This is a genomic window from Drancourtella massiliensis (assembly GCF_016900655.1).
GTDB classification, from domain to species: Bacteria; Bacillota; Clostridia; order Lachnospirales; family Lachnospiraceae; genus Sellimonas; species Sellimonas catena.
Window position 1 is genome coordinate 51,024 of sequence record NZ_JACJKH010000010.1, and the last position, 22,271, is coordinate 73,294.

A 22,271-nucleotide genomic window follows, 5' to 3' on the forward strand; every position below is an offset into this window, starting at 1 on the left:
TTTTATAAATTTCAGGTTAAATAATTAATATAGTAAGGGGATTATATGAGCGGAAAGAGAAGGAAACGCAGAAGGAGAAGAACGGGGAGACTGGCGCTTGGAATCGGATGTATGCTTTTGTCGGCAGGTGCGTTTGCTGCAGTGATCTATTTTAGCAATGCAGGGCGTGATGAGGCGGAGCAGGAGGGTGCTTCGCAGCAGACAAAAGAAGATTCGGCTACACGGGAAGAAGAGACAAAGACACAGGAAAGTGAGATTGATCAGAAGCTGGAGGGGCTGACGCTGCAGGAGAAGATTGCGCAGATGTTTATGATCACACCGGATGCTCTGACAGGTGTTCAGGGAACATGGAATCCGGGAGAGGTGACGGAAACAGCCTATAAGGAGCGGCCGGTGGGCGGTCTGATCATGATGGAAAATAATCTGGTCTCTCAGGATCAGATCAAGACGTGGAATGATACGATTACAGGATTTTCCAAAGAGGTGGTCGGAGTGGAGCCGTTCCTTTCCGTGGATGAAGAGGGCGGAACAGTAGCACGGATTGCGGGAAATGCGGCTCTTGGCATTGAGAATGTAGGAAATATGTCAGAGATTGGTGCATCCGGGGACAGTCAGAAGGCGTATGATGCGGGCGAGACGATCGGAACGTATCTGAAAGAGCTTGGCTTTAATATGGATTTTGCTCCGATGGCGGATGTCTGGACAAACCAGGAGAATACGGTTGCGCAGTACCGGGCATTCGGATCGGATCCTGAGACAGTGTCAGAGATGGTATCCGAGGCGATAAAGGGATTCCACAGCCAGGGGATTTATACAGTGGCCAAGCATTTCCCGGGACACGGAGGAACGAGCGGGGATTCCCATGAGGGGACGGTGTATTTAAACAGCACGAAGGAAGAGCTGGAATCGTGCGAGTTCCTTCCATTTCAGGCTGCGATTGATGCGGACACAGAGTTTGTAATGGTTGGGCATATTTCTCTTCCGAATATTCTGGAGGATGATACACCGGCTTCTCTGTCCGAAGAAGTAGTGACAGAGATGCTGAGGAATGATCTGGGATTTGACGGGATCGTGATTACGGACGCTATGAATATGGGAGCAATTACAAATGACTATACATCTGCTGAGGCAGCGGTACAGGCTGTTCAGGCGGGAGTTGACATGATTCTGATGCCGCAGAATTTTGAGGATGCATATCAGGGAATTTTGAGCGCAGTAAATTCCGGCACAATATCGGAAGACCGGATCGATGAATCCGTAAGACGGATTCTGGAAGTGAAAATGGGAGAATCAGGAGAGAGCGCGTCATGATTACAAGTACAGCAAATCAGAAAATCAAGCGGATACTGAAGCTGCAGAAAAAGGCAAAAGCAAGAAATGAGGAAGGAATCTTTATCGTAGAGGGGATCCGGATGATGAAGGAAGCGCCGGAAAGCCGGATCAAAGAGCTGTATATTTCAGAGACATTTCTGCAAAAATATCCGGATCTGCCGGAACATTTAAAAAAGAAAGCGGAGATGGTAAGTGATACAGTGTTTGCCCACATGTCGGATACAAAAACGCCGCAGGGAATTCTCGGGGTGATTCGGAGAATGTCCTGGACGATGGACGAGCTTCTTCACGGAGAAGACGGAAGGGCACCTTTTCTGATGGTGCTGGATCATCTGCAGGACCCGGGAAATCTGGGAACGATTTTTCGGACGGCGGAGGGTGCCGGGGTGACAGGAGTGATCCTTGGTTCGAACTGCGCGGATCTTTATCAGCCCAAAGTCATCCGGTCCACGATGGGATCGATTTACCGGATGAGAGCAGTTTGTGTAGATGATATGAAAGAGACTGTTCGCCTTCTAAAACAACATGGAATTCACACGTATGCGGCACATCTGGATGACAGCCGTTTCTATGATGAGGAAGATTATACAAAACCGACGGCATTTCTTATTGGAAATGAGGGAAATGGTCTTCCGGAAGAGATATGTGCTGAGGCGGAGCATAAAATCAAGATTCCGATGCATGGTCAGGTAGAGTCTTTAAATGCGGCCATGGCAGCGGGAATTCTGATGTATGAGGTCTGCAGGCAGAGAAGAAAATAGGACAGACAGGGAAAGAAGACAGACGATCGGCGGGTGAGAGTTTTCGGTTTGATTATGAGGAGGAGCAGGATTTTGGGTCCTGCTTCTCGACGTTGAGCGTATTGACAATGTAAATACAAAAATGTAAAATAGAATACGGGAGGTGCAGAACAATGGCGAAGACATTTTTACAGGTACGGACAGATGAGAGAGACAAAGAGCAGGCCAGTGTGATTCTGGAAGAGCTCGGAACGAATCTGTCTTCTGTAGTGAATATGCTGTTGAAACAGATCATCATGACAAAAAGTATTCCGTTTGAAGTAAAAATGCCGCAGGCTTACACAGAACAGGAAAAGGCAGAAGAAGTCAAAGTTTCCATGGAGATGGAAAGGCTGACATTGACAGAAGAAGACCTGGAGCTGTTAAACCAGTACCGGAAAGCGGCAGACAAAGACAAATTCAGGGAGGAGATCCTGGCAGAATACGCGGAGGCATAAATGAGTGATACGATTTACTGTTATCCGGATTCGGACGTACTGATCAACAAGATGGACATCCGGGATCAGGCGAAACTGGAAGAGGCTGAGAGACGGCTTACGATGTTCCGCATGAGCGATTTGCTGGATGTTCCCGTGAAAGGTGATTTTGATTTGGATCACCTAAAGAGCATTCACAGATACCTGTTCCAGGATCTCTATTCCTGGGCAGGGGAGATCCGTACGGTTGATATTTCCAAATCGGCCGTCTTTTGCAAAGCACGTTTTATTGAGGGGCAGGCCGATGAACTGTTCGGAAAATTGAAAGAGGAGCATTACCTTGCAGGGCTTCCGAAAGAGCGGATTGTCAGACGTCTTGCCTATTATTTTTCCGAAATTAATGCGCTGCACCCGTTTCGGGAAGGTAATGGAAGGACACAGAGAGAGTTTATCCGGGAGCTTGCGCTGAAAAGAGGTTATGTAATCCGGTTTGCGCGGGTTTCCAGAGATGAGATGATGGAGGCGAGCAAGGAGTCTTTCCTGTGCAGATATGAAAAAATGGAGGCACTGTTCTGGAAGGCAGTGCAGTAAATGATAAAGGTAAAAAGGACTGCCCGGCAGAGAGAAAGATATTTCTGCCGGGCGGTCTTTTTGCAGTTATAGTTTTTTCGACAGATATAGTATGAGATCATCGTCGTTACAGCAGTCTGTATAAGGTTCACAGATATGATCTCCATACCAGACGCCGCTTCCGTCCGGAATGTATCCGCGTTTGATGTACATTCTCTGGGCGCTTCCATAGCCGCTGTGAAGCCCGACACCAAGATAGACTGTATCGGCAAATCCGGCAGCAATCTGTTCTGCGGTATCCATCAGAAGAGAGCCGATCCCATGGTTCCGGTATTTTTTCAGGACACCAAAATCAACCAGTTCCGGCAGCCCTTTTCCTGCAAAGGCGCCCCGGTCAGAATCCGGGTAGATGCTGATATAACCGGCTGTCTGCCCCTGGTATTCGGCAGCCAGTGCCACGGCTTTTCCCTCTGCCTGATCCTGAAGACGCATGTCATATTTTTCGCGGGTCACATGGTCGCCCTGGAGCTGTTCTTCCTCTGCAAGAATCTGCGCATCATCCGGGGCCAGCGTCCGGATCAGGATGATGCCGTCATCATAATAAATCATAATACTCCTCCCTGTGCGTTTGATAATCTGATTTTATCATACTATTGTGAGTTTATCACCGAAAAATCTGAAAAATGTGTTATGATAATGATAAATAAAGAGGACGAACAAAAAGGAGGCGTATGATATGAAACTGAAAGACAAAGTTGCATTGATTACCGGAGGGAGCCGCGGAATCGGATTTGCTACAGCAAAACGTTTTCTCGAAGAAGGAGCAAAAGTGATTGTGGCTGCCAGCAGGCAGGAGACGGCGGATAAAGCAGTCGCTCAGCTGAAAGAGAGCATTCCGGGGGCTTCCGTGGAGGGAATCTGTCCGGATCTTTCCAGTCTGGAATCTGTACGGGAAGCTGTAAAAGGCATACATGACACATACGGACGAATCGATATTCTTGTCAATAATGCAGGTGTTTCGGACAGTGTTCCGTTTACAGAATATACGGAAGAATTGTTTGACAAGGTCATGAATCTAAATGTGAAAGGTGTGTTTAACGCATCCAGAGCAGTTGTGGATTATATGGTGGAGCAGGGAGAAGGAGTGATCTTATCCACCTCATCGATGGTAAGTATCTCCGGACAGGCAGCAGGAGTGGCCTATCCGACTTCCAAATTTGCAGTAAATGGAATGACAATCTCGCTGGCACGGGAGCTTGGGCCGAAAGGAATCCGTGTCAATGCGGTGGCACCGGGAATTACGGAGACGGATATGATGAAAGCGGTACCGAAAGAAGTGATTGATCCGCTGATTGCGCAGATTCCGCTCCGCCGTCTCGGGCAGCCGGAAGATATTGCCAACGCATTTGTATTTCTGGCATCAGAGGAAGCATCCTATATTACAGGAGTGATTCTGAGTGTAGACGGCATGAGCAGGGCGTAGAGATACTGTTCTTGAAAAAACGATTGTTTTAAATCAAAGGGGCTGTCGGGAAGCGAAATTCCCGGCGGCTTTGTCTGCGCATTTGCCGAAGAATGCGGATGAAAAGAGGAATTGCAGATTGTGAAAAAAAGCTGGATTTTTTTACCGACATGGATTATACTGAAAACAGTAATTATTATTTTTATCAGACATAACCGGAGGTTAGAGAATGAAAGCACTGAAACTAAGGGAGAATTTTTACTGGACAGGAATTGTAGATGCCGATCTGCGTGTATTTGACATTATCATGTACACAGAATTTGGAACAACATACAATTCTTACGTTCTGAAAACAGGGGACAAGACCATCCTCTTCGAAACTGCAAAAGAGAAATTTTTCGATGATTATCTGGAGAAACTGAAAGAAATTACCGATGTGGAGAGCATTGACTATCTTGTTGTAGAGCACACCGAGCCGGACCATGCAGGCAGTGTGGAGCGGCTTCTGGATCTGAACCCGGGCATGAAAATCATCGCTACAGGCTGCGCCCTTGGATTCCTGAAAGAGATCGTAAACAGAGACTTTACCGGAATTCCGGCAAGAGACAACATGACAATGAAGATCGGAGACCGTACGCTCCGTTTCCTCTTTGTACCGAACCTGCACTGGCCGGATACCATGTATACTTATATTGAAGAAGAACAGATTCTTGTTACCTGTGATTCCTTCGGATCCCATTACGGATTTGACGATGTCCTGCTGAGCAAGGTGACAGACTGGGAAGGCTATATGAGAGCCACAAAATATTATTATGATAATATTATCGGGCCGTTCAAGCCGTTCATGTTAAAAGCACTGGAAAGAGTGCGCGAACTGGACATTTCCATGATCTGCACCGGACATGGACCGGTTATCGATGATAAGATTGACTTTATTCTGAATACCTACGAAGAATGGAGCACAGTAGTCAATCCAAATCCAAAGAAAACAGTGATCATGCCATATGTCAGCGCCTACGGATATACCAAATCCCTGGCGGAAAAGATTGCAGAAGGAATCCGTGCAAGCGGGGATATCGATGTGCGGGCTTATGATATGGTAGAGGCTGATCAGGCAAAAGTACTTGAAGAGCTTGGATTTGCGGACGGTATTCTGCTCGGGTCACCAACAATCGTAGGAGAAGCCCTGAAACCGATCTGGGATCTTACAACTTCCATCTTTGCGGGAACACACGGCGGAAAACTCGCCAGCGCATTCGGAAGCTATGGATGGAGCGGAGAGGCCGTACCGCATCTGATCGAAAGACTGAAACAGCTGAATATGAAGGTAACAGAAGGATTCCGTGTACGGTTTAAACCAGACGAAAATCAGCTTCAGGATGCCTTTGATTACGGATTTAACTTCGGATGCCTTCTTCAGGAAAAAGAGAATCCAAAGAAGAAAAAAGGAGCAAGAACACTGGTAAAATGTCTTGTCTGCGGCGCTGTTTTTGATTCCTCCATTGACATCTGCCCGGTTTGCGGAGTAGGACCGGAAAACTTTGTGGAAGTGGAGGCGGAAGAGAACGAATTTTCCAATGATACAAAGAATTTCTATATCATTCTCGGAAACGGAGCAGCAGGCCACTATGCAGCAGAAGCAATCCGGAAAAGAGACCGTACCGGAACCATTACGATGATTTCCAATGAACCTTACCGGACATACAACCGTCCGATGCTGACCAAATCCATCATGGCAGGTCTGAATGAAGAACAGATCGCAGTGGAAGACGCATCCTGGTACGAAGAAAATCATATTTACCAGATTCTTGGACACGAAGTAGTCAAAATCGATCCGGAAGCAAAAGAAGTACATCTGGATGACGGAAGCAAATATCATTATACAAAACTGATTTATGCACTGGGATCCGAATGTTTCATTCCGCCGATCAAAGGAGCGGACAAAGACAGAGTCATTGCAATCCGGAGGCTTTCCGATACAAAGAAAGTAGCAGAGAAATTAAAAGAGACAAAACACGCAGTTGTCATCGGCGGAGGCGTTCTCGGCCTGGAGGCGGCATGGGAACTCAAAAAATCCAGATGCGAAGTGACAGTGCTGGAACTGGCACCGGTACTGATGGGACGCCAGCTTGATAAAACGGCAGGAGAAATGCTCAAGAAGATCAGCGAAGGACAGGGAATCCAGATCCACACCGGCGTACAGATCGAAGCCATCGAAGGCGGCGAAAAAGCAGAAGGCGTACGCCTCGCTGACGGCACCGTGATCCCGGCTGAACTCGTTATCGTATCCTGCGGCGTAAGAGCAAACACCGCACTTGCAAAAGAAGCAGGCATTGAGACAGACCGAGCAGTGATTGTCAACGAGAAGATGGAAACAAACATTCCGGATATCTACGCATGCGGAGACTGCGCACAGTACGAAGGCATCAATTATGCCATCTGGCCGCAGGCAGTAGAAGAAGGAAAAACAGCCGGAGCACAGGCGGCAGGAGACGACAACACCTACAGCACCGTACCGGCAGCATTAAGCTTCCACGGCATGAACACCGCCCTCTTCGCAGCAGGCGACAACGGACAAAATCCGGACCTCATCTACAAAACCGTAGAATACAAAGACGAAGGAAAAAAACAGTACCAGAAATACTACTTCCTCAACAACCGCCTCTGCGGCGTCATCCTCATCGGAGACACCAGCCGCATGGCAGAAATGACCGAAGCATTAAAACATCACAGACAGTATAAAGAAATAATTAAATAATGCTAATTTTGGGGACGTGTTCCGATGCACCGGAACACGTCCCCAAAAAAATAACCAAAAAAACATCAAATCAGCTTCTTTTTTTTGAATATAATGATGCATAGTATGATGATGAGAATGCAGAGTATGACGACGCTTCCATAGCCGTTGTCGAGCCCCGGCATGTTTTTGAAGTTCATTCCAAACCATCCGGTGATGAGGGTGAGCGGGAAGAAGATGGTGGAAATTACGGTCAGGAACTGCATGTTGTTGTTCTGCCGGGCATCGATCTGGGACTGGTAGGCTTCTTTAATCTGCTGTGCGTAATCCAACAGATGGTTTGTTTTACTCAGCAGCCGGTCGGCCCGGTCTCCGATCGTGCCAAAATACTTGAGATGCTTCTTGATAAAAAAGCCATTTTCATTCTCTTCAAGTGCGCGTCCAAGATCCATGATTTCATCATAATAGCTGCGGAATGTGAGCAGTTCGCGCCGCAGGGGAATCAGTTCGTGCTGAAAGTTTTTTACTTTTTCCTGTATGACATCCTCTTCCATTTGAAATAGTCGTTTTTCATAATTGCTCAGAATTTCCGGATCCAGACTGATAAACTCAGAAATATAATTATAGAGGAATCGTTCTTTTGTTTCACCCTGATGTGCTTTCTTCTGCTGTATTCGATATATCAGCCGGTCGGAGAATCCATCATCATCTACGATTACGATATTATGACGATTGACAAAGAGGTAAATGCGGTATCTGCTTCCGAGGACATCTGCCAGTTTGGGAATGCAGAAAGTGCTTACGAGACATTCCTGCTGGGTTTCCAGTTTGCAGAACCGGATTTTGGATAAGGAAATTTCATTTTCATATATGATATTTGCCTGCTCCAGAATATCCGGAGCATGTTTGGAGTCTGTTACAAATATTGCAGGCTCCCGCGCTGTTTCCCATTCGGCAAATGGAATGGGAAGGAGTTGTTCTCCATATTGATAAATCATAAAATCACCTGTATTTCCTGTCTTGTTGTTTGATTATAAAAGTAACCTGTAAATAAAGTGCAAATATTATGTTAGATCTGTGTAAATCATTCCGAATCCTGATCCGGCTGCGGGCGATGGCTCCGGTCTGCCATGGCCTTGATGGATGAGGCGTACTCGGAAGGTGTCATTCCGGTTACCTTTTTAAACTGCCTGGAAAAATAGTGGATGGAGGTGTAACCGAGTTTTTCTGATATCTGTGTAAAATTCATCTGTTCGGTGCGTATCAGTTCCTTTGCAGCTTCGATCTTCATATTGGAAAAGTATTCGATGATGCCAAGACCGGATTTTTTGCTGAATATTTTCTGGAGCTGAGATCTCCCGATCAGATTGTCTTTGCAGATTGTTTCGATTGTGACCCGCCCGGAAAGGTGCTGGCCGAGGTAGGCAACGACCCGGTTAAAGACCTCTGTATCGATATTTTCTTTCATGGTCTTGTCCGGCTTGTCCGGCTTGTCCGGCTTTTCGTCTGCCGGGGTGGAAAGATCGGAATATTTCCGGTAGAAATAGATCATCAGTTCCTCCAGATAAAGCTGAATCAGCTGGCCGGAAGCAGGAGGCTGAGAAGACTTTGGACGGAGCACTGTCTGATATGGATCGTCAAGCCGGCCCTCCAGAAAATTGCCGGCTTCTGTAATGATCCGGGCGAGCAGGCTCCTGGCAAAATCGTCGGTTCGTAAAATCTTTTTCCGGAAAAAGTTCATTATCGGGCTTTTTGAGGAAAAGGAGATGACGATCAGATTTGGCGCAATACTTCCATTTGCCTTTACCCAGTGAAATTCATTCGGCTCGTGAAAAGCAATGTCCCCCTTTTTCAGTGTGTAGATCTGATCACCGGCGCCGATGGTGACTTCCCCTTTATCCACACAGACAAATTCCCAGAAATTATGAGATTCTCCAGGAAAAGAAAAAGTACTCATGTATTCAAAATAATGAAGGGAAAATAACTGGTCAATAAGTAGTTCTTTTCGAAAAGAAATTCCTTTATATGTCATCGCATCCATCGCCTTTCTAATTATCATACGCTATCGGTTTCTTCTTGTCTCCATCATAGCCCATTCCGGTATAAAATGTCAAAGTAAAAATGCAGATTGTACAAATGAAATCAAATATCAGACAAAGATTTTTCCTCGGTTTTATCATACAATGATGTCAGAAACAAAAAGCGTGAAGAGGAACGGAAAAGTTCTGAAAAAAATAAGGAGGTTTCGGATATGAAAAAACCAGTTTTAGTAATTATGGCAGCAGGAATGGGAAGCAGATACGGCGGATTAAAGCAGATCGACCCTGTTGATAAAGAAGGACACATTATCATGGATTTCTCTATCTTTGATGCGAAGCGTGCAGGATTTGAGAAAGTCGTATTTATTATTAAAAAAGAGAACGAAGCTGATTTTAAAGAGGCAGTAGGAAAGAGAATGGAAGAGATCATGGATGTTGCGTATGTATTCCAGGATCTGAATAACATTCCGGAGGGCTTCGAGGTGCCGGAAGGACGCGTGAAACCTTGGGGTACTGCACATGCTGTTTTAAGCGCCATCGATGAAGTGGACGGACCGTTCGCGGTTATCAATGCGGACGACTACTACGGACGCCATGCGTTTGAAGTGATTTACAACTATCTGACAACACACGAAGATGACGATAAATACCGTTACACGATGGTTGGTTACCGTCTGAAAAATACAGTTACAGACAATGGCCACGTGGCACGAGGAATCTGCGAGCTGGATGAGAACAAACAGCTTGTTGCAATTAATGAAAGAACACGCATCGAGAAGAGAGACGGAGGCATCGCCTACTCTGAAGATGATGGGGAAACATGGGTATCTGTAGATCCGGACACGCTTGTATCCATGAATATGTGGGGATTCACAAGAAGTATTCTGGACGAGATCAAGGCAGGATTCCCGGCATTCCTTGAGAGTGGCCTGAAAGAAAACCCGATGAAGTGCGAATACTTCCTCCCGGCTGTTGTAAGCAAACTGCTTGGAGAAGAACGTGCAACAGTAACTGTTCTGGAATCGGAAGACAAATGGTACGGTGTAACTTATAAGGAAGACAAACCGGTTGTTGTAGCTGCCATTCAGGCACTTAAAGACGCAGGAGTATATCCGCAGAAATTATGGGAGGACAAATAGAGATGGCGCGTGTAAATAAAGTACAGATCGATGAAGCGATTGCAAATTTTCAATACGAAGGAATGCTGATTGATGAAAGACCGTACGGAAACGGACATATCAATGATACATTTCTTCTGACATTTGAGATTGCAGAGATGGGAAAGATCAAAGTGATTCTTCAGAGAATGAATAAAGAAGTATTCACAGACCCGGTAGCTCTGATGGAAAATATTATCGGAGTAACATCCTATCTGAGAAAGAAGATCATTGAAAACGGCGGAGATCCGGACAGAGAGACACTTAATGTTATTCCGGCCGTAGACGGTAAGCCGTACTTTGTTGACTATAAAGGAGAATACTGGCGTTCCTACAAATTTATCACAGATGCTTCCAGCTACGATCAGGTAGAAAAACCGGAAGACTTTTACCAGAGTGCATATGCATTCGGAAACTTCCAGAGACTTCTGGCGGATTATCCGGCAGACAGCCTGCATGAGACAATCAAAGGCTTCCATGATACAAAAGCAAGATTTGAAACATTTAAAAGGGCGGTAGAGGCGGATGTCTGCGGACGCGCAAAATATGTACAGGATGAAATCAATTTTGTTCTGGAACATGAGGACGTGGCAAATGTATTCGGAGAACTTCTGGAAAAGGGAGAAATTCCGCTTCGTGTTACACATAATGATACAAAGTTAAATAACGTTATGATTGACAACCTGACCGGAAAGGGCATCTGCGTCATCGACCTTGATACAGTAATGCCGGGTCTTGCGATGCATGACTTTGGTGATTCCATTCGTTTTGGTGCAAGTACAGCGGCAGAGGATGAACAGGATTTAAGCAAAGTATCCTGTGATATGAATCTGTTCGACGTATATGTAAACGGATATCTGGAAGGATGCGGCGGCAAGCTCACTCCAAGAGAAGTTGAGCTGCTTCCGATGGGTGCCAAAGTGATGACATTCGAGTGCGGTATGCGGTTCCTGACAGACTATCTCGAAGGCGATCATTATTTCAAGATCCACAGAGAAAACCACAATCTGGACAGATGCAGAACACAGTTTACACTGGTCAAGGATATGGAAGCAAAGTGGGATACAATGAACGAAATCGTGAAAAAGTATCAAAAATAGTGAAAAGTGTGATATAATCAACCTGATAATGTAAGAAATGAATCAATTTATCAAGGAGGAAAAGGCATGTCTATTTTAGTAACAGGAGGGGCGGGCTTTATTGGAAGCCATACCTGTGTGGAGCTCTTAAATGCAGGATATGAAGTAGTTATTGTGGACAATTTATATAACTCTTCTAAAGAAGCTCTGAAAAGAGTGGAGGAGATCACAGGAAAAACTGTGAAATTCTATGAAGCAGACATCCGCGACAAAGAGGCAATGAATGAAATTTTCGATAAAGAAGCAGATATCGAATCTGTTATTCATTTTGCAGGACTCAAAGCAGTAGGAGAATCTGTTGTAAAACCGATCGAATACTATGATAATAATATTGCCGGTACACTTGTGCTGTGTGATGTTATGAGAAATCACGGCGTGAAGAATATTATTTTCAGCTCTTCTGCAACGGTTTACGGAGATCCGGCATTTATCCCGATCACAGAAGAATGCCCGAAAGGAACATGTACCAACCCATACGGCTGGACAAAATGGATGTTAGAGCAGATCCTGACGGATTTACATACAGCAGATCCGGAATGGAACGTGGTACTGCTCCGCTACTTCAATCCGATCGGTGCGCATAAGAGCGGAAAAATCGGCGAGGATCCGAAAGGAATCCCGAACAACCTGATCCCGTACATTACTCAGGTTGCTATCGGCAAATTAGAGAAACTCGGCGTATTCGGAAATGATTACGATACTCATGACGGCACAGGAGTGCGCGATTACATCCACGTTGTAGACCTTGCTATTGGACATGTACGCGCTGTAGAAAAGCTGAAAGAAAAAGCGGGCGTATCCGTATACAACCTGGGAACAGGAAATGGATATTCCGTACTTGACATGGTAAAAGCATTCAGCAAGGCATGCGGAAAAGAAATCCCTTACGAGATTAAACCGCGCCGTGCAGGAGACATTGCAACCTGTTACTGTGACGCTACAAAGGCGAAGAATGAACTGCACTGGGTAGCAGAACGCGGACTGGAAGAAATGTGCGAAGACTCCTGGAGATGGCAGAGCCAGAATCCGGATGGATATGGAGATAAATAATATAAAAATGGGAAAAACAGCAGGGAGAAACTTAAATGTTTCTCCCTGTATCTTCTCTTCGAAGTGACCGGCTGATGCCTTTGACGGAGGATGAATACTCCAACGGGGACATTCCGGTTGCTTTTTTAAATTGTTTGGAAAAATACTGCAGCGAGCTGTAGGAAAGAAAATATGCAATTTCTGTAAAATTCATCGTACCATCACGAATAATATCCTTGGCACGTTCGATTTTCATATTGTTAAAATATTCAATAACGCCGCAGCCTTTTTCTTTGTGAAACAGGGACTGCAGGGCAGAACGGCTTAGAGAATGTGCCTCACAGATATCTGAGATTGTAAGCTGTTCGCAGATGTGAAATTCCATATATTCAATGATTTTTTCTATACGTTCACTCTTATTCATTACGCGTTCTGGAGAAATCTTTGGCACCGGGTTTTGCGGAGAAACATTTTGGGTGTTGGCGTGATTCCTTGCAACGGTAATCAGGAAAAACTCCAGATAAAGAAGAATCAGCTGTTCAGAGCCGAACGGTGTATTGGGGCGCAGTTTGACCTGTTCGATGGATGGAAGGTTCATCGGAGTGGCAAGTGTTTCGCGTGCAATGCTGATCAATTTGGATATGAGGGTACGTTCTTCCATTGTCAAAGTACAACGCTTCTGCCTGAATATCTGCATAGCAGAAGAGTGGGTAACGAATGATACGGCAACAAGATTCGGAGATGTATTGCCGACAGATTCGATTGCATGAAATTCGTTTGGCTCGTGGAAGATGATATCACCCGCATGAAGAAGATACTGTTCCTCACCGGCCTGGATCCGGACACTTCCCTTGTCTACATAGGCAAATTCCCAGAAATCATGAGCTTCGCCATGAAAAATAAAATCCCGTATGTATTCAAAATAATGTATGGTAATAATGGAATTAATGACAATTTCTCTTTTTAAATGTGTTTTTACATAGGTCATGAAGCTGCCTCCTTTTCGTTATTGTAGCAGAATATGGATAATAAGACAAGAAAATCATATAATAAGGCAAGCGGGTTTATGCAAAACCATGTATAATTGGAAATACAATAGGGTGAAACTGAACAAAATGGACAAAAAGGAAGGAAATTGGTATGATTGAGATCACTAAAGCAGGTACAACTCTTATATTCGATGAGAATAAGCTGACCTTTGAGATGCGAAGAGATCAGGAAGCATGGAGATGGGCCGGTAATTATGTACCGAAGATGATTTGTGAAGAAGGAGAATTTCTGTTTCAGGATGCCAGCAGAATTTCACATGAAAAAGCCGAGAATGGAACGGGAAGCGGAATCCTCAGTGTTTATGAGGGATTTTGTGTAAACGGTACAGAAACTCCTTACACCTTTGAAACATTTGTGTGGATTGAAGAGGCGACGGGGGACGTATTTTTTGAGTGGATTCCTGTAAAAGAAGAGGGGCTTCAGGTGCAGAAAGTACTCTGGCCGGGTGAAATGGAATTTGAAGAAGCGAAAGAAGACTGGTATACACTTCTGAACCAGGAACAGGGCATGTTGATCCCGAATACATGGCCGCAGGAGTTAAAGCCGGTGATTTTTGACGGATTTTTCGAAACTGCAGGAGGATATATGCCGTGGTTCGGCCAGGTGCGCGGACGTGCAGGATATATTGCGATCTGTGTAACGCCGTGGAATGCAGGATATCAGGCAGAGCATCCGGCAAACGGACCATATTCTCATGTCAGCGTGAGATTTGAGCCAAGTCTTGGAAAAATGGATTACAGAAGAATTATGAAATATACTCTGTTATCTGACTGCGATTATAATGATCTTTGTAAAGTATACAGAAATTATGTCAATGAACAGGGAAGACTCAGAACACTGGAAGAAAAAGCAGCAAGAAATCCTTCTGTAAATGACCTGATCGGATGTGCATTTGTACATAAGGGAATCAAGACAGAAGTGCAGCCGAATTCTGATTTCTTTGACCCGGAAAATCCGGAGAAAAACAACCATCTGACTACATTTGAAACAAGAGAAAAAGAAATCCGTCATCTTCATAATCTCGGTGTAGAAAAGCTGTATCTGCATCTGGACGGATGGGCACAGCCGGGATACGATAATCAGCATCCGGATTACCTTCCGGCATGTAAAGAGGCCGGCGGATGGGAAGGCATGAAATCTCTGGCAGATACCATGCATGAATGCGGATATATGTTTGGAATCCATGATCAGTACAGAGATTACTATCTGGCAGCTCCAAGCTTTGATGAAAATTATGCTTGCCGTCTCACAGATGGAAGCATTCCAAAACATCAGAGATGGGCGGGCGGACCACAATCCTATCTGTGTGCGACACAGGCTCCTTACTATGTAAAGAGAAACTTCCAGGAAATTGAGAAAAACGGAATCCGTCTGGATGGTGCTTATCTGGACGTATTTACATGTAATGAGGGAGACGAGTGCGATAATCCTATGCACAGAATGACAAGAAGAGACTGTTATGAATTCCGTGCAAAATGCTTTGAATACCTTCTTTCAAAAGGAATTCTTCCAAGTTCTGAAGAGGTAAGCGACTGGGCAGTACCAAGTCTGGTATTTTGCCATTACGCGCCGTATGATTTCATGCTGCGCCAGCCGGGAGAACCAAAGCAGGGAATTCCGGTACCGCTTTATAACCTTGTTTATCATGACTGCGTGATTGAACCGTGGATGATGGATAAAGTGAGTGAAGAAGAAGACTACATGCTGTATGCGCTTCTGAACGGCGGGGCTCCATACCTGATCCGTGACGCCGCTTATCCGAATTTTGACGGTGCATTTGAAGCAGGTGTGGAATTAAAGCTGGAAGAAGATATCAAACGCTGCAAAGTGGTTTCGGATCTTCATGAAAAAGTTGCAAAATGCGAGATGGTACGTCATGAGATGGTAGACAGCAATCCGATGATTCAGCGGACTACGTTCTCAGATGGAACGCAGGTAACGGTTGACTTTGAAAAACAGACATATGAGATTGCTTAAAAAGTAAATATAAATGAAAATGGCGGAATTTATGTGACAGCATTGAAATCATATAGATTCCGCCGTGTTTTTTAAGCGGCACTTTATTGTGCTAATATACAAAAATCAAACTGAAAAAATAGGACAAGGTGTACAGACAAAACAAATGATAAGAATGTGTATTATGCAATTAGACTAAAAGCAGGATGATTTGACAAGATAACAGGACAATAAGAAAAGCATTTATGCATAAAAAACTATATAATTAAGTCAATCGATAGTTGAAAAACACAATATAAAGGAAGAAAGTGAGGGGTAATGTTGAGCGGTAAGATTACAATTGCTTTGGCTGGCCTGGGAAGCCGCGGGAAAGATACTTACGCACAGGCAGTAAAAAAGTTTCCGGAGAAAATGGAAATTGTAGCAATCGCAGACATCGATCCTGCCAAGGTAGAGGAAGTGGCGGAAGAGTTCCATATTCCTCAGGAAAGATGTTTTACAAGTGCGGAGGATCTGATTGCACAGGACAAGCTTGCTGATGTGATGTTCATCACAACGCAGGATCAGCAGCATGTAAGGCAGGCTATACCGGCGTTGAGAAAAGGATATCATCTGCTTCTTGAAAAGCCGATATCACCGGATCTGGATGAGTGCAGAGAATTGGTTAAAGTCGCAAAAGAATGCGACAGACAGGTTATTGTATGTCATGTGCTCCGATATACACCTATCTACTCTAAAGTAAAGGAAGTTATTGATTCGGGAGTAGCGGGTGATATTGTTTCAGTTATGTCTATTGAAAATGTTGGATACTGGCATCAGGCACATAGTTTTGTCAGAGGAAACTGGAGAAATTCCAATACGACCAGCCCTATGATTTTGCAGAAGTGCTGTCACGATATGGATTTACTGCTGTGGCTGACAGGAAAGACATGCGAGTCGGTATCTTCTTTTGGGGATACATACTTATTCAAAGAAGAATGCGCTCCGGAAGGTGCTGCTCACCGCTGTATGGATGGATGTAAAGTAAAGGACAGTTGTCCGTATGATGCAGAGAAGATTTATCTGAAACATCCGAAAATTGGCGTTGAAAATGGTCATACAGAGTGGCCGGTGAATGTACTGACGCTGCATCCTACAGTAGAGAGTGTAACAGAGGCGATCAAGACGGGACCATATGGTCGGTGCGTGTATTACTGTGACAATAATGTGGTTGACCATCAGGTCGTGAACTTAAAGATGACAGATGGTTCAACGATCAGCCATACGATGTGCGGCTTTACAGGAACTGGAAGCCGTTATGCAAAGTTTATGGGAACAAAAGGCGAGATTATCGCCGATATGACAGCTAATACAATTCAGATTACACCGTTTGGTCAAGAAACGCAGACAATCGATGTAAACAAAATTGCTACGGATTTCTCCGGACACGGCGGCGGAGATGTCAGAATGGTAGAAGAGTTTATTGATATGCTGCTCGAAGGGAAGGGCCCTTCCGGAAGAACTACAACAGTAGAGCAGTCTGTAGAAAGTCATTATTGTGCACTTGCTGCTGAAGAGTCCAGATTACACGGTGGTGCTGTAGTGGATCTGGATACATTAAGAAATTAATGTTTGATATGTAAATGGGACACCATTTCATATATGCGAGAAACTGGCGAAAGCTAAAAAAGAAAAGGAGAGTGTTATTATGAAAAAGAACCTCAAAAAAATTACGGCTGTTGGTTTGACAGCTCTTCTCGGCGCTGGCCTCCTTGCCGGATGCGGCGGTGACGGTAAAAGCGGTGGAAGCAAAGATGGAAAAGTAGAACTGGTAATGAGTGTATGGGATTCTGACCAGCAGCCTGTAATGGAAAAAATGGCAGAAGCATACAACAAAGAACACCCGGATGTTGAAGTAACTACACAGCTTACAACATGGTCTGAATACTGGACAAAACTGGAAGCAAGTGCAACAGGCGGAAGTGCTCCGGACATCATCACAATGAATGTTCTTCATGTAGAAGAATATGCAGATGCAGGTATCCTTATGGATCTGACAGATGCAGAAGCAGAATCTGATCTGAAAATTCATGAGAACTTCCCGGCTCCGCTGGTAGATGGATATACAGTAGACGGTAAACTTTACGGAATTCCAAAAGACTTCGATACCAACGCAGTATTCTATAACAAAGAAATCTTTGACCAGGCAGGCGTTGCTTATCCGCAGGACGGATGGACATTTGAAGACTTCCGCAAGACATGCGAAGATCTTCAGGCAGCAGGACTTCCGGAAGGTGTGTACCCGACAGCAATCAACAGAAACTCCGGACAGACAACATATGATGCAACTGTATATGCAAACGGCGGATATTTCCTGAGCGAAGGAAATGAGAAATCCGGATGGGGCGAACAGGCTACAATCGACGGTATCCAGCCATGGCTTGATCTTGTATTAGACGGACTGTCTCCTACACTTCAGCAGATGTCCGATACAGACCCGGATGCAATGTTCCAGGGTGGACAGCTTGCAATGTACTTCTCCGGAAACTATATGATTACATCATACAACAAGACTCTGGAAGGAAAGTACGGTATTGCTAAGAGACCTACATTCAACGGAAAAGATACAGATATCATCAACGGACTTGCATTCTCTGTATCTGCAAATACAGAACATCCAGAAGAAGCAAAAGAATTCGCTCTGTGGTTAGGAAGCGAAGAAGCTCAGAAGATTCAGGGTGAATCCGGAGTATGTATTTCTGCAAGAAATGACTGCCAGCAGTATTTTGTTGATGCACATGACGAAGTAGACTGCCAGGTATTCCTTGACAATGTAGCAAACTCCGAATTACTGCCTCACTGCAAAGTAACATCTGAGCTCAGCCAGGTTGAAAAGAAATATCTTGAACCAGCTTGGAAAGGTGAAACAAATCTTGCAGATGCATGTAAAAACATTGCAAAAGAACAGGATCCGATCCTTGAAAAAATGAATTCTAAATAATTAAGGTGATACTATGAGTAAAGCAAATACTAAGGCGGTGAAGAAAAAAGCAACCAGACGCCAGAAAAAAGACTGGATTGCAGGATATCTCTTCATTGCACCGGTTACAATCGGATTGTTCATATTCTACGTGTTTCCATTCTTTCAAAACTTCTGGTTCAGTTTTAACGATGTAAACAAGTTTAATATGGCAACATTTAACGGAATAGAAAACTATAAACAGTTGTTTAATGAGCCGGAACTTCTTCTGGCACTGAAAAATACGTTTTTATACGCTGTTATCACTGTGCCGGTTGGATTGATTATTTCACTGGTATTGGCTACATTCCTGAATTCAAAAATTAAAGGGAAAGGTTTATACAGAACCATCTACTTCCTGCCGTCAGTTACCATGGCGGCAGCGGTAGCCCTTGTTTGGAAACTGATCTTCAATGGAGATTATGGTATTCTGAACGAAGTGCTTGGAATTTTCGGAATCGAAGGTCAAAGCTGGCTCACAAACCCGCACACGGCATTGTTCTGCGTTATGCTGGTTGGTATCTGGAGTGGTGCCGGTTATAATATGATCATTCTTCTTGCGGGTATGCAGGGAGTATCGAAATCATATTATGAAGCTGCAGAAATTGACGGAGCGGGCCCTGTGCAAAGATTTTTTAAGATTACAATCCCGCTGGTATCTCCTACAATCTTTTTCGTAACGATCACAGGATTAATTGGTGCATTCCAGGTGTTCGATACACTCTACATGATGGTAGATATGGACAAGAACCCGGCATTTAACGCAATTAAGACTGTAAACGTACTGTTCTATCAGAACGCGTTCGTATATGGATATAAAGGATATGCGGCAGCCATTTCTATCTTTATGTTCGTAATCATTATGATTATCACAGTGATTCAGCTGTGGGGACAGAAGAAATGGGTTAACTACGATTAAAAGAGAGGATGAGATATCGTGAAAACAGCGAGGGCTAGAAGCCATTTAATTATACATATTATATTGATTGCCGGTATTGCAATCACTGTATTCCCGTTTCTCTGGATGATTTTTACATCATTTAAGACATTGCCGGAATCTATGAAAATTCCTCCGACAATTCTTCCAGAAAGTTTAAATACGGAATCTTATCAGTATGTATTTGACGTATTACCATTTGCAAAGATTTATCTTAATACAGTGTTTGTTACTGTACTGACAGTATTATTTCAGGTAGCATTTTGTACAATGGCGGCTTATGGTTTTGCCAGAATCGAATTTCCGTTTAAGAATGCACTGTTCCTGATTTTGTTAGCAATTCTGATGGTTCCGGGACAGATTTTCCTGATTCCACAGTATCTGATTATTCAGAATTTAGGACTTGCCAACACCATTCCCGGCCTGTTTCTTCCAAACCTCTTTAGTGCGTTTGGTACCTTCCTTTTGAGACAGTTCTTCATGTCTTTACCAAAGGAACTGGAAGAGGCAGCGCTGCTGGATGGATGTAACCGTTTCCAGATTTTTGGAAAGATTATGTTACCACTTGTAAAACCAGGTATTGTAGCGCTGGTAATCTTTACAGCAAGATTTGCATGGAACGACTTTATGTGGCCGTTAATTGTCAACTCAGATCCTCAGAAGATGACACTTGCACCGTCATTGTCACTTCTGAAAGGACAGTATGCGACAAATTATCCTGTACAGATGGCCGGTGCAGTACTGGCAGTTATTCCGATGATTGTTGTTTTTGTTATTTTCCAGAAGCAGTTCATTGAAGGTGTTGCACAGTCTGGTATTAAAGGCTAAAAATTACATAAGTATTTTTGGGGCGCAGAAAAATCTGCGCCCTTGCTTTTTACCGCGGATTCTGCTATGCTGAGAGAATAATCTAATCACAAATCTATGTTCAAATCTGATTTATTTTCAATTCAAAGGAGGCTTCTGCCTATGCGTAAAAAGCAAAGAAAAACCATATCTAAAACTCACAGAAAAACCATATCTCAAAACAGCAGTGTTAATCGAAAGTACAAAGACACACTTTTCCGAATGATCTTCCGGGACAGGAAAAATCTTTTATCTCTTTACAATGCATTGAACAACTCTTCTTACACAGACCCCGATGAAATGGAAATTACAACACTGGAAGATGTTATTTATGTAGGAATGAAAAACGACGTATCTTTTCTTTTTTCCAGCATTATGAATCTGTACGAACACCAAAGCACAGTGAATCCGAATATGCCCGTACGTGGACTTTTCTATCTGGCGAGAATTTATCAAAACTATATAAAGAAAATGGACCTTAATATTTACAGCTCCGGGCAGATTCCTTTACCGGTTCCGGTATATGTGGTATTCTATAATGGAGGAAAGGCGGAAGACGAATACCAGGAATTGAAGCTTTCGGATGCGTTCATGAAATCGGAATTCACAGGGCAGGCAGCTTTGGAGTGCAATGTAATGGTGATTAATATTAACCTGGGACATAACGAAGAATTGTTGGAAAACTGCAAAATTTTGTGGGAGTACGCATACTTTGTAAACGAGGTCCGGGAGAACCAGAAGCATGGATTTTCCATAGAAGAAGCGGTTCGGAAAGCTCAGAAGAACTGTATTGAACAGGATATACTGAAAGAATTCCTGAAGAAAAACAGTGCGGAGGTGAAGGACGTGATTCTGGAAGAGTTCAATCAGGAGCAGTATGAGGAAGGACTCCGAAAAGAAGGACAGATGGAGGGCAGAAAGGAAACATTGATTAATCTTTACCGGAAACATCTTCTGACGCTGGAGCAGGCGGCAGAGGAATATGGAACGACAGTGGAAGAGTTTCAGAAACTCCTGTGATTGCTCCGGCGGGTAGCCGGATATCCTTTCCGGCCGTTATAAAGAAGATTTGAAAACCGGCCTTCTGGTGTTATAATAGTATTGTTGGGAAACATCAATTTTGAGTCAGGAGGTACATATCATGAAAGTATTGATGATCAATGGAAGTCCGAAGAAAAACGGGAATACATCGATTGCCTTGCAGGAAATGGAAAGAATTTTTGCAGAAGAGGGAATTGAGACAGAAATTCTGCATGTCGGAAACAAGCCGGTCAGAGGCTGCATAGCCTGCGGACAGTGTTTCGAGAAAGGCAGATGTGTCTTTGATGATATTGTAAATCAGACGGCAGAGAAGTTTGAGGAATGTGACGGACTTGTTGTAGGATCACCGGTCTATTATGCGTCAGCAAATGCAACACTGGTAGCATTTCTGACAAGACTTTTCTACAGTACACATTTTGATAAAACAATGAAAGTCGGTGCTGCGGTGGCAGTAGCCAGAAGAGGTGGACTTTCCTCTACTTTTGATGAGTTGAATAAATTTTTTACTATTTCAGGCATGCCGGTAGCATCCGGACAGTACTGGAACAGCATTCACGGAAGAGAGCCGGGAGAGGCCGCAGAGGATGCGGAAGGATTGCAGAGTATGCGCACACTTGCCAGAAATATGGCATTTCTGATGAAGAGTATTAAGCTCGGAAAAGAAACATATGGACTGCCGGAAAAGGAAGATCCGATCAGAACAAATTTTGTCCGTTAGACCATATTGTAATCGTTGACATTACATCGAAATGCGGATAAAAT

At 44.1% G+C, this 22,271-nt stretch carries 20 protein-coding genes; 16 read left to right on the forward strand and 4 right to left on the reverse strand.

Going from position 1 to position 22,271, the window contains the following annotated elements:
- Window positions 1-45: 45 nt before the first annotated feature.
- The 4 genes from H6A32_RS07180 (at window position 46) to H6A32_RS07195 (ending at window position 3,139) form a co-directional block, all read left to right on the forward strand.
- Window positions 46-1,311 carry a glycoside hydrolase family 3 protein gene (locus tag H6A32_RS07180; protein ID WP_204864008.1) on the forward strand — a complete coding sequence of 422 codons (1,266 nt, stop codon included), beginning with the start codon at window positions 46-48 and terminating at the stop codon, window positions 1,309-1,311.
- Window positions 1,308-2,093, forward strand: coding sequence for a TrmH family RNA methyltransferase (locus H6A32_RS07185; RefSeq protein WP_204864009.1), 786 nt, complete (start codon window positions 1,308-1,310; stop codon window positions 2,091-2,093). The genes H6A32_RS07180 and H6A32_RS07185 overlap by 4 nt, the downstream gene beginning before the upstream one ends.
- A gap of 152 nt (window positions 2,094-2,245) precedes the next feature.
- The gene (locus H6A32_RS07190) at window positions 2,246-2,569 is read left to right on the forward strand and encodes a type II toxin-antitoxin system RelB/DinJ family antitoxin (protein ID WP_087251839.1); all 324 of its coding nucleotides are present in this window, start codon (window positions 2,246-2,248) and stop codon (window positions 2,567-2,569) included.
- Window positions 2,570-3,139 carry a Fic/DOC family protein gene (locus H6A32_RS07195; RefSeq protein WP_087166640.1) on the forward strand — a complete coding sequence of 190 codons (570 nt, stop codon included), beginning with the start codon at window positions 2,570-2,572 and terminating at the stop codon, window positions 3,137-3,139.
- 66 nt (window positions 3,140-3,205) lie between these two features.
- Here H6A32_RS07195 and H6A32_RS07200 read toward each other — a convergent pair whose 3' ends face one another.
- Window positions 3,206-3,727, reverse strand: a complete 522-nt coding sequence (locus tag H6A32_RS07200) for a GNAT family N-acetyltransferase (protein WP_204864010.1) — start codon at window positions 3,725-3,727, stop codon at window positions 3,206-3,208.
- A 127-nt stretch (window positions 3,728-3,854) separates the two neighbouring features.
- On the opposite strand from H6A32_RS07200, the gene H6A32_RS07205 reads away from it, so the two are divergent.
- On the forward strand, window positions 3,855-4,601 hold the full coding sequence (locus H6A32_RS07205) for an SDR family NAD(P)-dependent oxidoreductase (RefSeq protein WP_204864011.1): 747 nt from the start codon (window positions 3,855-3,857) through the stop codon (window positions 4,599-4,601).
- A 208-nt stretch (window positions 4,602-4,809) separates the two neighbouring features.
- Window positions 4,810-7,338: an FAD-dependent oxidoreductase gene (locus H6A32_RS07210; RefSeq protein WP_204864012.1), complete on the forward strand. Its 2,529-nt coding sequence runs from the start codon at window positions 4,810-4,812 to the stop codon at window positions 7,336-7,338.
- Between the two features lie 65 nt (window positions 7,339-7,403).
- On the opposite strand, the gene H6A32_RS07215 is transcribed toward H6A32_RS07210, so the two are convergent.
- Together H6A32_RS07215 and H6A32_RS07220 are read right to left on the reverse strand one after the other, a co-directional pair.
- Window positions 7,404-8,315 carry a magnesium transporter CorA family protein gene (locus H6A32_RS07215; protein WP_204864013.1) on the reverse strand — a complete coding sequence of 304 codons (912 nt, stop codon included), beginning with the start codon at window positions 8,313-8,315 and terminating at the stop codon, window positions 7,404-7,406.
- An 86-nt stretch (window positions 8,316-8,401) separates the two neighbouring features.
- The gene (locus H6A32_RS07220; RefSeq protein ID WP_243424871.1) at window positions 8,402-9,376 is read right to left on the reverse strand and encodes an AraC family transcriptional regulator; all 975 of its coding nucleotides are present in this window, start codon (window positions 9,374-9,376) and stop codon (window positions 8,402-8,404) included.
- 192 nt (window positions 9,377-9,568) lie between these two features.
- Here H6A32_RS07220 and H6A32_RS07225 point away from each other — a divergent pair, with 192 nt between their 5' ends.
- From H6A32_RS07225 to galE, 3 genes are all read left to right on the forward strand, one after another.
- Window positions 9,569-10,495 carry a nucleotidyltransferase family protein gene (locus H6A32_RS07225; RefSeq protein ID WP_087166645.1) on the forward strand — a complete coding sequence of 309 codons (927 nt, stop codon included), beginning with the start codon at window positions 9,569-9,571 and terminating at the stop codon, window positions 10,493-10,495.
- A gap of 2 nt (window positions 10,496-10,497) precedes the next feature.
- Window positions 10,498-11,613, forward strand: a complete 1,116-nt coding sequence (locus tag H6A32_RS07230) for a phosphotransferase enzyme family protein (protein ID WP_087166646.1) — start codon at window positions 10,498-10,500, stop codon at window positions 11,611-11,613.
- Window positions 11,614-11,679: 66 nt separating this feature from the next.
- The gene (galE, locus tag H6A32_RS07235) at window positions 11,680-12,702 is read left to right on the forward strand and encodes a UDP-glucose 4-epimerase GalE (RefSeq protein ID WP_204864014.1); all 1,023 of its coding nucleotides are present in this window, start codon (window positions 11,680-11,682) and stop codon (window positions 12,700-12,702) included.
- Window positions 12,703-12,733: 31 nt separating this feature from the next.
- On the opposite strand, the gene H6A32_RS07240 is transcribed toward galE, so the two are convergent.
- Window positions 12,734-13,669 carry an AraC family transcriptional regulator gene (locus tag H6A32_RS07240; RefSeq protein ID WP_204864015.1) on the reverse strand — a complete coding sequence of 312 codons (936 nt, stop codon included), beginning with the start codon at window positions 13,667-13,669 and terminating at the stop codon, window positions 12,734-12,736.
- Window positions 13,670-13,821: 152 nt separating this feature from the next.
- Between H6A32_RS07240 and H6A32_RS07245 the strand changes: the two genes are divergently transcribed.
- The 7 genes from H6A32_RS07245 (at window position 13,822) to H6A32_RS07275 (ending at window position 22,227) form a co-directional block, all read left to right on the forward strand.
- Window positions 13,822-15,708 carry a DUF5696 domain-containing protein gene (locus H6A32_RS07245; RefSeq protein ID WP_204864016.1) on the forward strand — a complete coding sequence of 629 codons (1,887 nt, stop codon included), beginning with the start codon at window positions 13,822-13,824 and terminating at the stop codon, window positions 15,706-15,708.
- 300 nt (window positions 15,709-16,008) lie between these two features.
- On the forward strand, window positions 16,009-17,295 hold the full coding sequence (locus H6A32_RS07250; RefSeq protein ID WP_138372647.1) for a Gfo/Idh/MocA family protein: 1,287 nt from the start codon (window positions 16,009-16,011) through the stop codon (window positions 17,293-17,295).
- Between the two features lie 79 nt (window positions 17,296-17,374).
- Entirely contained in the window at window positions 17,375-18,667 is a 1,293-nt protein-coding gene (locus tag H6A32_RS07255) for an ABC transporter substrate-binding protein (protein WP_204864017.1), read from the forward strand.
- A 13-nt stretch (window positions 18,668-18,680) separates the two neighbouring features.
- On the forward strand, window positions 18,681-19,604 hold the full coding sequence (locus H6A32_RS07260; RefSeq protein ID WP_191434338.1) for a carbohydrate ABC transporter permease: 924 nt from the start codon (window positions 18,681-18,683) through the stop codon (window positions 19,602-19,604).
- A gap of 141 nt (window positions 19,605-19,745) precedes the next feature.
- Window positions 19,746-20,450 carry a carbohydrate ABC transporter permease gene (locus tag H6A32_RS07265; RefSeq protein ID WP_346342254.1) on the forward strand — a complete coding sequence of 235 codons (705 nt, stop codon included), beginning with the start codon at window positions 19,746-19,748 and terminating at the stop codon, window positions 20,448-20,450.
- 318 nt (window positions 20,451-20,768) lie between these two features.
- The gene (locus H6A32_RS07270; RefSeq protein ID WP_242958826.1) at window positions 20,769-21,488 is read left to right on the forward strand and encodes an Rpn family recombination-promoting nuclease/putative transposase; all 720 of its coding nucleotides are present in this window, start codon (window positions 20,769-20,771) and stop codon (window positions 21,486-21,488) included.
- Window positions 21,489-21,609: 121 nt separating this feature from the next.
- The gene (locus tag H6A32_RS07275) at window positions 21,610-22,227 is read left to right on the forward strand and encodes a flavodoxin family protein (protein ID WP_204864018.1); all 618 of its coding nucleotides are present in this window, start codon (window positions 21,610-21,612) and stop codon (window positions 22,225-22,227) included.
- The last annotated feature ends 44 nt before the right edge of the window (window positions 22,228-22,271 follow it).